A 15,196-nucleotide genomic window follows, 5' to 3' on the forward strand; every position below is an offset into this window, starting at 1 on the left:
TTTATCGTCACATCGTATAGAGATGGATTCCCGTGAAATCCATGACTACCCCTTAATGCCGCCAATCATCGTGCCCTGTACAAAATATTTTTGGATAAACGGATAAACGCACAGGATCGGCAGCGTCCCGATCATGATCATGGCGTATTTCAGCGTTTCCAGATGCGTCAAGTCCCCTTCGCCCTGCACGTTCGTACCGGCGATCAGGATGTTGCGCATCATGATTTGCAGCGGATACATCTCCCGGTCATTCAAATAGATCAAAGCGCTGAAGAAGGAATTCCATTGATTCACCGCCGTGAACAGGCCGATCGTGACCATCACCGGCACGGATAGCGGCAGCACGATCCGTACCAGAATCTGCATGGACCCGCACCCGTCGATGGCAGCCGCGTCCTCAAGCTCCTCCGGCAGCGCCTCGAAGAATGTCCGCATAATGAACAGGTACCACGTGCTGATCAGCGACGGAAGGACGATCGCCCAGATCGTGTCCAGCATCCCCAGCTTCTGAACGATCAGGAAGGTCGGAATCATGCCCCCGCTGAAGAGAAGCGTGAACGCTGCCATGAGCAGAATCACTCTTCGGCCGGGCAGCCACCGCTTCGCCAGCGGATACGCCATCGCCGAGGTCGCAATCAGCGTCAGCAACGTATGCAGGAACGTGTACCGGATCGTATTCCAGTAACTCACCCAGAGATCGGGGTTATAGATGAGCTGTTCGTAAGCGATCAGCGTAATCTTCTTCGGCCATAGCAGCACCGCGCCGCTCGCGACCATGGCATTGTTGCTGATGGAAGCCGAGAATACGTACACCATCGGATAGGCCATTACCATGATCAGCACAATCATGAACAATACATTGCATACGTCAAACAGCTTCGAAGCGAAGCTTTCCTGCTTTTTCATCGCGCACCTCCCTTACCACAGGCTGGTCTCCGAATATTTGCGTACGACCCGATTGGCCGCAACGACCAGAATGAAGCCAATCGCCGACTGGAACAGGCCTACCGCGGTCGCGAAGCTGAAATCGGCGTCCAGGATGCCCCGCCGGTACACAAAGGTATTAATGACATCCGCGGTTTCGTAATTCATCGTGTTGTAAATCAAGAGGATTTTCTCGAAGCTGGCCTCCATGAAATTACCGAGCGACAGCACGAACAGAATAATCATGACAGGCACCATGCCGATGAACGTAATATGCCGGACCTGCTGCCACCGATTGGCCCCGTCCATTTTGGCCGCCTCGTACAGCGTCGGATCGATGCCGGCAATCGCAGCCAGGTAGAGAATGGTCCCCCACCCGACCTTCTGCCATATTTCGGAGCCCACGTACACCGTCCGGAACCACTCGGGCATGCCGAGAAACATGATCGGCTCGAGCCCGAACAGCTTGACGAGCAGATGGTTCACCACGCCCGTTGTCGGAGACAGGAAGGTGACGAGAATGCCAGCGATCACGACGGTCGACAGGAAATGCGGCATGTAGCTGATGTTTTGCACGAAACGTTTGAACCATTTGCTCTTCAGCTCATGGAACAGGATCGCCAGAATGACCGGCGCCGGAAAATGAAACAGAAGATCGTACACATTCAGCATGATCGTGTTGCGGATCAGCTTCCATGCATCGGGGGTGACATAGAAAAATTCAATGAAATGCTTCAGTCCCACAAATTTGCTTCCCAAAATGCCCCGGCCGATCGAATAGTCCTGGAAGGCGATGATGATGCCGTACATCGGCGCGTACTTGAATATCAAGTAGTATAAGATGCCGGGCAGCATCAGCAAGTACAACGCTTTATGCTTTTTCAGAACGTAGCCGATCCGTGATAGCTGCGCCAATAATCCCCACCTCCGATTGAAAGCATTTACATTCGTTTGTTGTTGTCCCCACTATACGAGCCGTGCCTCCTTCGCGTAAAGCAAACATCTTTTCCGTAAGACGCATGTTTTGCAATGCCTGTGGGGCAAGGCTTTCGGCCTGTTCCATGCAAAAAAAGAGACTTCAGAAAATAATGCAGTCTCTTCTTTCCTACTGATGGGAACTCCGGTATTTGGCAGGCGTTATGCCTTCATATCGGCGGAAAGCCCGAATCAAGGAATTCCTCCCCCAATACCCCACCTTTTCGGCGATTTCGTCTATTTTCAAATCCGTTTCAAGCAAAAATTGCTTTGCCTTCATCAGCCGGTACTTCGCAATATATTCCACGTACTTCTCGCCGACCTCTTCCTTGAAGGTTCGACTGAAATGCCCGATGGACATATTCATCATGCCGGCAAAATGCTCGATCGACAGCTCTTGATCGTAGTGCTCGTGAATGTACTCCAATATCTCCATAAATTGTTGGCTGCGGCTGCTGGAGGCCGGCTTCCGGAACAGAAAGCCATGAATGTCCTGGAAGCATTGGGTCAGCTCGTCCCAAGTCATGCAGCGATTCATTCGCTCGAACAGACCGGAATAATAGGGAACGTTCAATTCATTGCGCTCCGACTCCACCGCCCGAATCCAGGTGTTGAGCACATCGGCGAGCAGATATTTCATCTGCACGGCTGCCGCATCCTTGCGCTTCCCTTCCTCCAGCAGATCCAGCACGGAATGGAGCAGCTTGTCATACTCCCGGGTTTTGCATTGGTTGTGGATCCGCTGGACCTCCTGTACGGACAGGAAAGAGTCCCATTGCTGCAGCTCCCTTGAAGGAAGACTGCCGCAAATCTCCACCGTGGAATGCAGCCCCCGGTAATTCAGCATGGCAAGCGCATGCTCATAGGACTGATGCAGCTCTTCGATGGCATGAACGGTTCTGCCGATCCCGATCGTCGCTTTATAATAGACGCCGTATTCCAGAAAAACATGCCTGATCTGCTCCGCTATTCGTTCCGGATAACCCTCCATGACGTGATCATGCTGGATGACGCAAGCCATCAAATCCGGCCTCGTCTGGCAGATCCAGACCATGCCGGGCGCCAGCCGGTGAATCTTGTCCTTCAGCTCCGTCAGCAGAAAGATCTTGGCGGATTCCGAAGTCGAATCATAAAACGACCGCTCATAGTGGAAAGAGATGCATAGGACGGTTCTCACCGCCTTATGGCTGTAAGCAAACTCAATCTCCTTGGCGTAGTACTCAATCGATAAGGCATCCCGGTATTGCCCCAGCAGGATTTTCGTGAAAAACTGCTCCTGCACGATCGGCAGCATCCCGTTAACCATCTGGTACAGCTCTTTATTCTCGGTCATGATGAACTGGGAGTAGCGTTTGATGACGTCAAACTCGTTGCCTTCGTAACGGCCCTCTTCATTCGGAGCATGGTGCATCCTCAAGCCATCCTTGATCTCCCGAATCGGCCGGTACAAGCGACGGCTTAAATAATACGAGGCGAACGCGCCGACAACGAGGAAGAACAGGAGGAACAACCAGCAGATTAAACGGGTAATATGGACCGGCTTCATCAATGTGCCTAGATCAACCATGCTGATATAATGCCAGGACTCGTTGAAGCCGGAGGCCATGAAGGAGAGCCCCATCTTGTCCGATATCGTAAACTGCGAAGTGAAACCATCCGTGCGTATTCGCTGCTGCAGGGCGTACTGGTCCTGCTCGGTCAGACCGGTCCGTGCGATCACTTGGGCAGTTTCATCCACAATGGCCGTGCCCGTGACCCAGCTCTCCGGAATATGAATCCGCTCCTCAAGCTTGTCTCGCTTCACTTCGACCAGGAGATAAACTTCAGGGGCGGCGGTATTGAACGGGTAACTTATGGAAGCCGTCACGGAAGCGGGGGTATCCATGAAATCCATCATTTTCTTGCCGGATAATTCGGCTTCCAGCTGGTGGCGGCGGTTCAGATCCAAGGGATAGCGGGAACGGAAATAATACGCTTTATTCGTATAGGTTTCGGCATCGATCATTAAATCCTGATGGACAAAATAATAATAAGCCTTCTCGACCAATTCATCCGATTCCAGCTGCTGCAGCTGCTCCCGCAGGGAATGAAGCAGCTCCGGAAGGTGCTGGCTTTCCGGCGACGAAGACATGGGAGCGAGCAGCACGCTCCGTAACCTGGATGTGCTCAGGATATTAATCATGCTTGTCTTTAGCGATTGAAGCTCGGCATCCGTCTGCTCGGAGAACCGGTTCATCACCACTTGGTTAAAACGCTCGGCATCCTTTTCGATGATGCGAACGACAAGCACCTGAGCAAGAACCGAAGCGACAATGACGGGGATGAGAATAAGGAGAAAATAGTTCGCGAACATTCTCCAAAACAGGGTGTGCCTTCTGGGAGGCGGAGTATCGGCGGCCCCCGGCTCAGCCAAGCGGTCAGGCGGTGTCCTTCGCTTCATGAATGTCCCCCCTTTGTATTTAAAATTGCAAGTAACAGGGCTTGCATTTACGTTTACTATATTTTGATGTAAGTTATAATATTCGCCGCATAAGGGAGATGGATCGAGCTTGCAGTGGAATAGTATTCGTCCACGAGAAAGGGTCGCTTCCATAGCAAAAAGGGCCAGGAATCTCCTGGCCCTTACCAACTCGCATTCGCTTACTCGTATTCAAATACCGCATCCGGCGTAAGGGTTACATTGGGTGCATAACTCGGCATCTGACCGGTCTCTTGCAAATACTGCTCAACAATCCGAGCGGCATCTACCAAAGAGCTAAGCAGCCAGTCCTCATAAAGCCTTCCGAACTTTTTGTGAAGCCATTCTGAGGTGTATTCATTCGAAAGGGTGAACAGGGAGTAGATCTCACGGACGGTATTGGTATGCTTGCGGCCGTAATCATCCGTCCAAGTCACTTTTTTATTCAAATCCACTTTGCGGATATCTTCCGTTTTGGTCGACAGGATGCCATTCTTGTATTGGTAATAAATGCGCAAGGATTTTTCATATTCATGGCCTTTAAGCAGCCTCCAACCTGCCATGCTTCCGGTCGCAGGGACCGATGACATTTTGCTTTTCCCGGCGTTTCCGGCGTTGCCGCTGCTCGTTGCTTTCTTCGGCTCGCCCTTTACGACGAATTGTGCAGCGCCCAGCGTCACGGTCATTTGCTGTTTGGATGCGTCCCATTTCAGTTTCGCACCCAGTGCTGCGGTCAACAGATCCGCGGATACGAGCGTCTCCCCTTTGTTCTGGATCGGGGCGCCTTTCATGTTCACGGTTTTGCCGTTGATCTTCGCCTGCTTGCTTCCTGCCTTAACGGAAAGCTTGGTTTCTCCTACGGTAATGTCGAAGGTCTTGGAAGCAGCCTGATATTGGACCGAGCCTCCCACGGCTTGGAATACCGGCTTCAACGGCAGGTAAGTAATCCCCTTCTCCTGCTTGGCGTTCTCCAACGGCTTGCCAAGTCCTGAAACGATTTTCACGGACTGCTTCTTGCCCGCGGCCTCCACCGTCAGCGTGGCTTCGCCTACGCCCATGATTTTGTATGTGCCTTTATCCGCTGCTTTGACCAAATGGGGCTTGTCTACGGATAACGTGATCATATTCGCCGGAATCTTGTGCTTCTCTCCGCTGCTGTACTGAAATTCGACCGTTGGCGTAATGGAGCTCCCCACCTTCGGCTTGCTGTTTGCTACCTTCAGCGTAACGCCCGTAATGCTCGGAACCATCACATCATATAATTGTCCATTATCATACTCGGTCCAAGTCCCATCCGATAACCGGGCGAAAAAGCTCTTGGAGCCTTCAATTCCCACAATCTCTTGTACTCCGCTGATTCCCTTAAGCGGGCTCATTTCAAATGTTTGCGAGAATACATCCAATCTGGCATTCCATACCGTTCCGTCCTTTTTGACGAAAATCAGTTTCTGTTCTTTGCCGAAAGAAATATCAGCCCCGTCGCTAATCAAGTTTTGGGACAGGTAAGTCGTGCTGCCGTTGATACGAAGCGTACTGAACAATACGAGTCTTCCGTCATTGTATAATATAGCGGCATAATCTCCGGCAACCTTGATTTTGCGGATCGCGCCCACGTCCGCTGCTTGACCCAGAACCACAGGTTCCGGCGTATAAGCACGATTATGGTATAAGACCGTCCCCGACTGGGTAACACCACCGATGATCCCGTTGTTCTCGTCAAAAACGGAAATTCCCTCAAACCCCTTTACAGTCTGCGGCTTGGAATCAACCATGCGATGGACGAAACCGTCAGAGGTCAACCAGTAACCTTGTCCAACCTGTTTCACATGATTCGCACCCGCTACAGCCTGATATCCCGATTCCCCCCACATGACCAGTCCGCCCGCGTTATTGACGCCGAATCCGTATCCGCTGGAGCCCGCGATGAACTTCAGGTCTCCACCCATCGGAATCGGGATTCGGTTGATGGGAAGACGGCTGTACGTTATCCAGACCGTGCCGTCCTCCATCAAGGGCGTGCCATCGGGCAGCAGCATTGCAATCTTGGCGCTTGCCTTGCCCGACTCGCCATATGCTGCTCCGGCCACGCTGGGAACCATCACGCAAACCGCCAACAGCAGAACCAACATTTTCTTGAACATGAATGAACCTCATCTCTTATCAGAATGTAAGTCTTACAAATCTAGTTAATTTGAACCAGGAATATTATACCACTCGATAGAAACGAAGCCTAGATAAAAAAGACAACCGGACATACATCCCATTCGAGAAGATGCATTATACGGCTGTCTTATAAATTTAGTTCCAATAAAGTTAGTTCTATTAAATAGACAGATCATGCTGAACCGTTAGAATCTTATCTAGCTCGCTTGATTTGCGCTGGCTGATACGACAGTCCTTCTCAGCGACAGTGACAGCCAGACACAGTGAACGGCCAGCACCAGTAAAAGGAACAGATCGTATCCGATAAATGCGTCACTATTGTCATTACCTACAAACTGGATAAAGTTGTGAAGGAAGTGGAATAGAATCAGAGGGAGAATATTTCTGTTCTTCACCATCAGCAAGGCGAGTACAGCGCCTATTAGCAGAGCATATACGATCTGTAAAATCGTTTGGAATGCATCCTGCCCTGATAAGACGTTCAGTACATGCGTGACAGCGAACAGGATGCTGGAGGTGATCACGGCCGTTTTCATGCCTTTTGGCAGCAGCGTCTTCAGAATCAATCCCCGATAGATGCTCTCCTCCACAAAACCAACGAGCAGGGTAAAGAAGAGAAAGAACAGGACTTCCGAAGCGCTGATATCGCGCATTCCTTTGAGCGAGATGACAATCAGAATAAGGAGCAAGGGAGAATAGTAGACCCAACCGTTGGCTGGAATACTGCTGAGTTTACGGAAACCGAGCGCATTCCACTTTTTCTTCCATGTAAAATATGCAATCATCACCAGAGCGATGGGGATAAACGAGATCAGAACGGGCGAAGTATAACTTAATTCCTTGATGGTCGCATAGGCTCCGGCTGCAAATACGGCTAACAACAGCAGAGCCTCGATAATGACTACAGTTAAAATCGGTCTTTTTTGTGAAAAAGAAGCCTTAGTTCTCGGGTTTGACATGGTTCAAATCCTTCCCCTCCATAATATCCCTCAACCATTGCCGTTCCATTTGAAAATGATTCAGCCCATAAGCCAGAACCGATACCCGATAATAGTAATTTTCCGGGTTTTCAATATCAGCCAATTCTCCCGCCACGACGCTCTGTACTGCTTCCAGCATGTGAATTTCCTGATCCAGCTTAAATAGATATTCAGCCAAACGTTTTTGGCGAAGGTCTTCATCCAAATAATCAAAAAAGAAAATGCGGATCAGTTGCTCATTGCGTCCTGACTGCATCGGTCCCGACAACCACTCGAGGAACGCGATTCGACCGCTTGGCAGCAGTGTATACAGCTTCTTATTCTTACTGTTATCGGTTTCAGTCAACGTAACCATGCCTTTGTCCGCAAGTCTCTTGAGCGCAGGATAAAGGCTGCCGTAACTCGCCTTATAGAATGTGCCTACAGTGCTGTCGATTGTTTTCTTAAGATCATAGCCGCTCATCGTTCCTTCCATCAGCATGCCAAGGAGAATGTACTCCAACAAATTCATCACCACATTTCAACAATGTATCTATTCGATATATCCGTTAGATATATTTATAATACATTTATTTTAAATTGGAGTCAAGGGAATTTTTAACATTTATAGTTTTTAGTTTCATCATAAGCAACCAAAAAAAAATGTCCCCAGCATCTGTTTCCAGACACCAGGGACGCTCATCGTTCATCTGCATTTATTCCATGCGCTCAAACACCTTGAATCTTCGGCCTTCCTGCAAAGCCACCAACGTATGTTCATCGACGACATAGATTTCCGTGCCTTCGGGCAGCTCGTTCGACGATAAATGCGTATCCGGATATTGATCAGGCTCGAGCCGCTTCTGGATCGTGCCCGCCAAGGTCAAATCCGCCTCCGCAAAAGCCTCGGCACCCTCAATGCCTTTTCCGATATACTCTTGGTCATCGTATTTTACCAGAGACGCATAACTGGCCGACTGCTTGCTGCCGCAGCCCAAACATAGGATCAACAATACGCTGATGACCGGAAGCCCTGCTAACTTAAGCCTCTTGCCCATAAGTCTTCCTCCTTTGCGGACGCCTCCCTGCCCTACGGTCTTTGTCATCTATCGATACAAGCTATAACAGCTCATCCAAGCGTTCCTTTAACGCTCGGGCATCATAACGAACAAAAGCTCCGTTGACCGTGCCGACGAGCACTTCCTGATCCGTTACGTTCAGCGCACCGTTTTTGGCATATGCCTCTCGCAAATCGACGTTGCCGGTGATCACGTTATGCAATCTGCCCAAGCTTCTGCCGTCTTCCTTGTTCAACACCACAAGATCGCTTCCCAAACTTATCAGCAGGTACGAATCCAGGATTCCGTAGCTGCTGCCAACCAGATGGGACAGATCGTCACCCGCTTTGGAAGTGGTCTCCATCTTCCATAGGATGCTGCCGCTCTCTATATCAACGGAAGCCGGAATGCCGTTCAAAGCAAGATAGACTCGCGCTCCCTCGATGACGCCACGGGTGGCCTTCCCTTTAATTGTCCACCGTTCCTTATCTTCAAGGCGGTCATACAATACGCTTTCGTAAGCGGCGGCCCCGCTGAAATACTCCCCGCCAAGCGCACGCTGCACCAGCAGATACCGCTCATTCAGCACCTCGAACCTTTCCATCTCAAGTGCCGGATACGTGTCTTCGCGCTCGCCGGTTTCCGTATTGAACAGAACCCATTCCTTGCCGAGCAGCATCCATCGTGTTGTCATATCCGCTGGCGCAGTCGGATCGTAACGATAACCTCCGGTAAAATACGGATCTCGGGACGGATCGTCCATCACCCTCTTGCCGACCTTCACATTCCATGCCGCTTTGCCGGTGACCGGATCATAAGCGGTAAGCTGTCCGTTCTGCTCGATGAGCACGTAAGGATCGCCCGTTCCTGCATTCAGCAAGCGGTGTTCGCCGGACAAGGTCTTTTTCCAACGCAGCTTACCGGTATCCTGATCCAGGACGCGCAGCACGCTTTTGGTTTCGTTCATGTTCAAAGCTTCATCCAGTATGATCGCATCGGCCGCAGCCGTCATCGTCAAGCCGAATTCGTTCTTGGGCTTAACCTCCCATAACACGTTGCCATCCGACAACCGGATATGCCGCACGCGAGCCACGTAATCCTTAACCTCCGGGTTATATGCCGAGTACATCGTGACATGCTTCCGCTCCCGATCGGTAATGGCCGTATACCAGCCGAATCCCGCATCTTCCTGCCACAGCTTCTTGCCGGTGCCCCGGTCAATCGCATACAGGGAAGAGTTATCATGCATCCCGCTGAAGCCGCCGTCATCTCCCTTGACGAGCAGGACATCCTCATTGGCCTCAAGCAGGAAGGTGAAGTTCAGATTGCCCTGATTTCGCCAATCGGGCTCGGCTGTTATGGTCTTCCGCAGCGGCAGGACGTCCAGACGATAGGTAAACTCGTAATCATCGCCAGGATTGTAACTCCGCTCGAAGGATCCCGCCGAAGGGATTATCCATTCGCTGGAACTCAGCTTTCCGGATGGGGAGAACGTCACCGTATAATGGGCATCCCGCTGCTCATATCTCCAGGTCTCGCCGAGAATCATCGGTTTATTGGAGCTCGATTCCTGATTCCGCGATGTCTCCCTCGCCTGCGGTTCGCCGAGCAGCTTTTTCACGTACGAAGAAGGGGTCCCTTTCTTAAAAAGAAACTCCGTCAAGTTGCGCACCACATCCGTCGCTACTTCCGAATTGCCACCAAGAAGCGCTCCAGGCATCGCCTTCTTGGCTGTCGTGTCCTTTCCTTGTACCCACATCATCGCCGGGCGGTAGATCCGGTAATCTTCCTTCCACTTGGAGGGAGCGACCATAACGCCGTACCAGTCCTTCCACTGGGCTACGGCGATGAGGGACGTTCCCGTCTGGGATACCGGCCATTTCACCGCGCTTCCGGGAGCCAGGTATATGCTGCCGCTGCTGCGCAGTTGAAGCGAGAGCGGGGAAATATCGTTCACTTTGGCAGCTTCCTTGGAAACATACCATGTCGGGAGCCACAGGTCCCCACGGGAATCGGACTTGATGAATGCCATTTCCCCCTTCACGGAGTGAAGCCGGAGCGATTCTCCCTTGGCCCCGTAATAGCTGGCCTTGAGATTCCTCAGATGGCTGTTCTTGCCAAGCGCATTAGGGAAAAAAGCAGCCCTCTGCTGAAGCGTGACGCGTTGACCGGATATAAAGCTCCCGGCTCCGGCAGCATCGGCGAATACGGAACGAGCGCCCTCCTGCGTCTGCTGAGCCGGAAGTCCGATGAGTGAAATGCAGGCGGCTGCCGTTATTCCGATGAATAGTCGCTTACGGATCGAAACGCGTGTACTCACAAGAAACCATCCTCTCCCATACAAGCATATATATTGTAAACGCTATTATAAGACAATAGGTTCCAAAATCAAAACAAAAAAAGCTCCCTTTCAGAAGAGGAGCTCTTTCTAACGCGTGTATGAACGGGCTATTCCCGTTATGATAGTTCCGCGGCTGATCCGAAGCAGGCTCGCTCTCTTCAGCATCAGCGGATATTCATTCGCCAGGCTGAATCAGGTACGCTGCGGCTCTGCGTTTGAACCCCTGTCATGATTCTGGCGCGATTGGACACGCCGTCCGATAGCTCCTCCCATACTTGCCCGATAAAGGATGCAGGGGCAATGGACGAGTCTCGATCGCTTCCTGATGCCGCCCCGCTGATGGATCGCTCCTCAATCTGCATATTAGCACGGGATGCCCTGAATTCTGCGCAGCCCGATAATAAAATGACACCAACCATCACAATCATAATCTGCCATGCCACCACGAGCCTGGCGCTCCGTTTCGAGTAATCCAAGGATTCCATCCGACTTCCTCCTTATGTACGTTCTGAAGGAAAGTATAAGGAACAGATCTTATCAATCAGCGGGGCAAGTTCTTAACGAATGCTTAAATAAAACTGAATAATTCCATATGGACCTTGCAGCAGCGAGCGGGGAACCCTTCTTATGATCATATAAAAAACGCTCCCTTGAAGGGAGCGTTCGCTTGGGCTGCCTCTATTGCTTCGCAATGCAGAACGACCACCGTGCGGCAAGCTATACGACTTTGGGAAATCGGGTTTCAAAGGTCGTCCGCTGCCGGTCGCTCCGAACCCGGATTTCGCCGCCCTGGACCTCCACGATGCTCTTCGTGATCGCCAGTCCCAGACCGGTACCCCCGGTCTGCTTCGAACGGGAAGCCTCCACGCGGTAAAAGCGATCGAAGATGAAAGGCAAATCCCGCTCCGGAATCGGATCGCCGTAGTTGGTGAAGCTGATGCTCACCTGACCGCCAACGCTGCGGACGGCGATGTCGATTCTGTGCCCCGACTCTCCGTACCGGATCGCATTGGATATCAGATTCTCGTAAGCCCGGACAAGCTGGGCGCCGTCTGCCCGAATAACGAGGCCTTCCTCCGCCGCAAGCTTGCATTCCATCCCGGCTTTCTCCAAGGACGGAACGAATTCCTCGATCAGCTGTCTCATGAACTGAGCCATATCGATCTCCCGGATATCCAGCGGAAGCCCGTTATTGATCCTCGTGTATTCGAACAGGTCATCGATCAGCTTCTTCAGATTTTGCGCTTTCTCATAAGCGATATTCACGTAATACCGCAGCTCTACTTCATCCTGGTACCGGTCTTCCTCGATAACCTCCAGAAACCCCAGTATCGATGTCAGCGGCGTCCGCAGATCATGGGATACCCCCGTGATCAGATCATTCTTGGTTTTCTCCGCATGGCGCTCTTCCAGAATGGATTGGTGAAGCTGCCTGCTCATCTGGTTGATGCTCTCGGCGACCTCGCCCAGCTGGCTGCCTGAGCGAACAGGAATCTCGGTATCGAAATTCCCCTTGGCAATCTCGCGGAGGCCATGCGTAATCTCCTCCAGGTAAACGTTCAGCTGCTCGGTCATGCGGTTAATGCCGGCAGCGACGGCGCCTACTTCGTCCCGGGTGTCGAGCTCGATTCTGGAATCGAATCGTCCGGCCGTGATGTCCTGAAGACCGGTCTCTACCTTCCGCAGATCCAGGGCAAACCATCTCGTGCTCATATAATAGCTTGCCAAAAAAAGAATGATACCCGTGACCAACATAACCGGCTTCGAACCGAGGTTATTGACGATCCAGGCAAGCGGCGGGTTGATGGCCGGAATGGAGAGGACCAGCGTGCTTAACGCATAGAGTATGATAAGCAGGGCGGCCGCGATGCCGATGCTGGCCAGCAGCATAAGCAGCATCTTCAGGCGGATGCTATGAAGCTTCATTCCTTTCAAGTCCGTCACCTCTGGTTAAGTTTACTCTATTTTGTAACCGATCCCCCATACCGTCTTAATGTATTCCGGCTGCTGCGGATCCTTCTCGATCTTCTCGCGCAGCTTGCGAATATGGACCATGACCGTATTCTTCGATTCCATGAACGGCTCGTTCCATACCTCGGTATAAATCTTGTCCATGCTCAGCACGAGTCCGCGGTTGATGGCCAGCGTATGCAGCAGGGAGAATTCGCGCGGCGTCAGCTTAATCTCCCTGCCGGCCACCGTTACCCGGTGGGACGCGACATTGAGGATCAGCTCATCGATCTGGATTTCGTTCTCGTCCCGTACCGATTGATTGTTCAGCTGTTTGTACCGGCGGAGCTGCGACTTGATCCTTGCGACCAGCTCCAGCGGACTGAACGGTTTGGTCACGTAATCATCCGCGCCGATGCTGAGCCCGGCGATCTTGTCAATCTCCTGGCTCTTGGCGGACAGCATGATAATGGGCGTGTTGTTCTCCTCCCGGATCTTCATGCATGCCTGGATGCCATCCATCTGCGGCATCATGACATCGAGAATGATCAAATCCACTTTATGCGTTTTTAGAATCTCCAGCGCTTCCAGGCCATGAGATGCGGTGAGCAGCGTATAGCCCTCATTCCTGACGTAAATCTCCATCAATTTCAAAATTTCGGTTTCATCGTCAACCATCAATATCGTAACTCCAGACATGGCTCCTCCTTGATCATAAAGCGGCAGTCAGCATAACGCCTTTTACGTTCTCTTGCTCCATGGATGTTGTCAGGCCGGGCAATGCTGCTGTTTTGGTTTCCTCTCGCCATGGCCATGCCCTCGTCGGGTATACGTCCTATTCTTGCTGCGAAACAGGCTAGGTACCGGAAAGCGGCACAGCCGGCGTATCGGTTGGTTTACCCGATCTCTTCGCCTTCGGAATATTACCGAAAATCACCCATGAGCCCGGTATATATCGAACCGTCAATTCCACGACGATCCATGAACAGCCTAAGGCTGCCGCAAAACCGCCTGCATACCACAGATGGGTCAGGATCGAGTTCCCCGTGGTTAGCGGGAATTGACGGTAGACGAGGAGAAAGAACGGATGAATGAGATAAATCCCGAAGGATACGGCCCCCAGTCTCTCCAGCGCGGGCGTCCATCCGCGTACCCCGGCCCGGTAGAACAGAATGGCGAACTGGAGCAGGACAAGCGCCCCAAAGTAAGTATGCATATTCCACAGCAGCTCATACAGCGTTGAGTTATATCCGGTTCCGTGAAGACGGTTGTTGTAATAAATGTACACATGGCCGAGACCGGCAGTTGCCCATGCGATCCAGAGCATCGTCCAAGCCGCGATGCGGTAGGGCTGTGCGTTGGCACGGCTGATCACAAGCCAGGCCTTCAGTTTCGGATAATAGATGCCGATAAAAGCGCCCAGCATGAAGTAAGCGATATAGGACAAGGCCCAGCTTCCCTTATTCGGCACCTGCCAATAATACTTATTCATCAGTATAAACGTCCACTGGATCACCAGTCCAATCGGTATCGCCCATTTTGCAAGCTGCGGCATCTTCTTGAACAACCACAGCACCAGCGGAAACAGCACATAAAACTGAATGCTGATAAACACGAAGTACAGATGCGTATACGCTTTGCCGGTCAACAGCTTTTGAATAAAACTCTCCATCGTCTCGCCAAACGGCCTGCCTTGATAATGCAGATAGTGCAGCAGCCCGAAGTAAAACACGGAGAAGAGTGTATACGGGATGATGATGTACAGCAATCTTTTCTTGTAGAATCCGCCGATCAGCTTCTTGGTCGTAGGGCGGTCATAATAATTGTAGAAGAGTACCAGGCTGCTTAGGAATATAAACGTCGGCGTTCCGTATTTCATGAAGATGTTCATAAAATTGTAGATGAAAAAGTATTTGGAGTCCGTCATGGCCGATACGGCATACGAGGTCGAGTGAACGGACAGCACGCCGATAATGGCGAATGCGCGGACCAATTGCAGCTCGGGAAGACGCTCCCTTGGCAGAGAATTCATTTTGTTCATGGCAGTTCCCTCTCATTTCAAAGTCCGAATTTTTCTCTCGTTCCTAACCGAAACGAATTCAATCAGTATAGTAGACATTTCTTAACGCCTTACTTCCAAATTCTTAATAATTGCTTAAGATTCTGGTGCATGCTCCTAATAAAATTCTCCTTGATCCCGAAGAATCCTTGGTCTTACAATAAGAAAATCATCTATCGACGTACTTTCTCAGAAGACAGACCGCGTATAGCGGAAGTTTTTCTTGCGAGATAAGGATGGTAAGCCTCTGAAGCTTATACTTCCTTATCTCTTAAAAATAATCTTTCAGAGTTGGGGTGAGTGGGATGC

12 protein-coding genes are annotated in these 15,196 nt (G+C 51.2%); all 12 read right to left on the minus strand.

Annotated elements, in window-relative coordinates; genetic code table 11:
- Positions 1-45 precede the first annotated feature (45 nt).
- Entirely contained in the window at positions 46-906 is an 861-nt protein-coding gene (locus HMPREF9412_RS02520) for a carbohydrate ABC transporter permease (protein ID WP_009589738.1), read from the minus strand.
- A 12-nt stretch (positions 907-918) separates the two neighbouring features.
- Positions 919-1,839, minus strand: coding sequence for an ABC transporter permease (locus HMPREF9412_RS02525; protein WP_009589751.1), 921 nt, complete (start codon positions 1,837-1,839; stop codon positions 919-921).
- Between the two features lie 190 nt (positions 1,840-2,029).
- On the minus strand, positions 2,030-4,339 hold the full coding sequence (locus HMPREF9412_RS02530) for a helix-turn-helix domain-containing protein (RefSeq protein WP_009589731.1): 2,310 nt from the start codon (positions 4,337-4,339) through the stop codon (positions 2,030-2,032).
- 200 nt (positions 4,340-4,539) lie between these two features.
- A complete protein-coding gene (locus HMPREF9412_RS02535; protein WP_009589708.1) occupies positions 4,540-6,498 on the minus strand; it encodes a copper amine oxidase N-terminal domain-containing protein in 1,959 nt (652 codons plus the stop codon).
- 219 nt (positions 6,499-6,717) lie between these two features.
- The gene (locus HMPREF9412_RS02540) at positions 6,718-7,479 is read right to left on the minus strand and encodes a CPBP family intramembrane glutamic endopeptidase (protein WP_009589704.1); all 762 of its coding nucleotides are present in this window, start codon (positions 7,477-7,479) and stop codon (positions 6,718-6,720) included.
- The gene (locus HMPREF9412_RS02545) at positions 7,460-8,011 is read right to left on the minus strand and encodes a helix-turn-helix transcriptional regulator (RefSeq protein ID WP_009589713.1); all 552 of its coding nucleotides are present in this window, start codon (positions 8,009-8,011) and stop codon (positions 7,460-7,462) included. Before HMPREF9412_RS02545 ends, HMPREF9412_RS02540 begins: the two co-directional genes overlap by 20 nt.
- A gap of 184 nt (positions 8,012-8,195) precedes the next feature.
- Entirely contained in the window at positions 8,196-8,537 is a 342-nt protein-coding gene (locus tag HMPREF9412_RS02550) for a hypothetical protein (protein ID WP_009589729.1), read from the minus strand.
- Between the two features lie 61 nt (positions 8,538-8,598).
- The gene (locus tag HMPREF9412_RS02555) at positions 8,599-10,857 is read right to left on the minus strand and encodes an outer membrane protein assembly factor BamB family protein (RefSeq protein ID WP_009589722.1); all 2,259 of its coding nucleotides are present in this window, start codon (positions 10,855-10,857) and stop codon (positions 8,599-8,601) included.
- A gap of 185 nt (positions 10,858-11,042) precedes the next feature.
- Positions 11,043-11,363: a hypothetical protein gene (locus HMPREF9412_RS02560; protein ID WP_009589715.1), complete on the minus strand. Its 321-nt coding sequence runs from the start codon at positions 11,361-11,363 to the stop codon at positions 11,043-11,045.
- A 232-nt stretch (positions 11,364-11,595) separates the two neighbouring features.
- A complete protein-coding gene (locus HMPREF9412_RS02565) occupies positions 11,596-12,804 on the minus strand; it encodes a sensor histidine kinase (RefSeq protein WP_441295357.1) in 1,209 nt (402 codons plus the stop codon).
- A gap of 30 nt (positions 12,805-12,834) precedes the next feature.
- Positions 12,835-13,527: a response regulator transcription factor gene (locus HMPREF9412_RS02570; RefSeq protein WP_009589728.1), complete on the minus strand. Its 693-nt coding sequence runs from the start codon at positions 13,525-13,527 to the stop codon at positions 12,835-12,837.
- Positions 13,528-13,684: 157 nt separating this feature from the next.
- Positions 13,685-14,869 (minus strand): acyltransferase, encoded by a 1,185-nt coding sequence (locus tag HMPREF9412_RS02575; protein WP_009589695.1) that lies wholly within the window; start codon positions 14,867-14,869, stop codon positions 13,685-13,687.
- Positions 14,870-15,196: the final 327 nt, after the last annotated feature.

The sequence above is a fragment of the Paenibacillus sp. HGF5 genome, assembly GCF_000204455.1.
GTDB lineage: Bacteria > Bacillota > Bacilli > Paenibacillales > Paenibacillaceae > Paenibacillus_AQ > Paenibacillus_AQ lautus_A.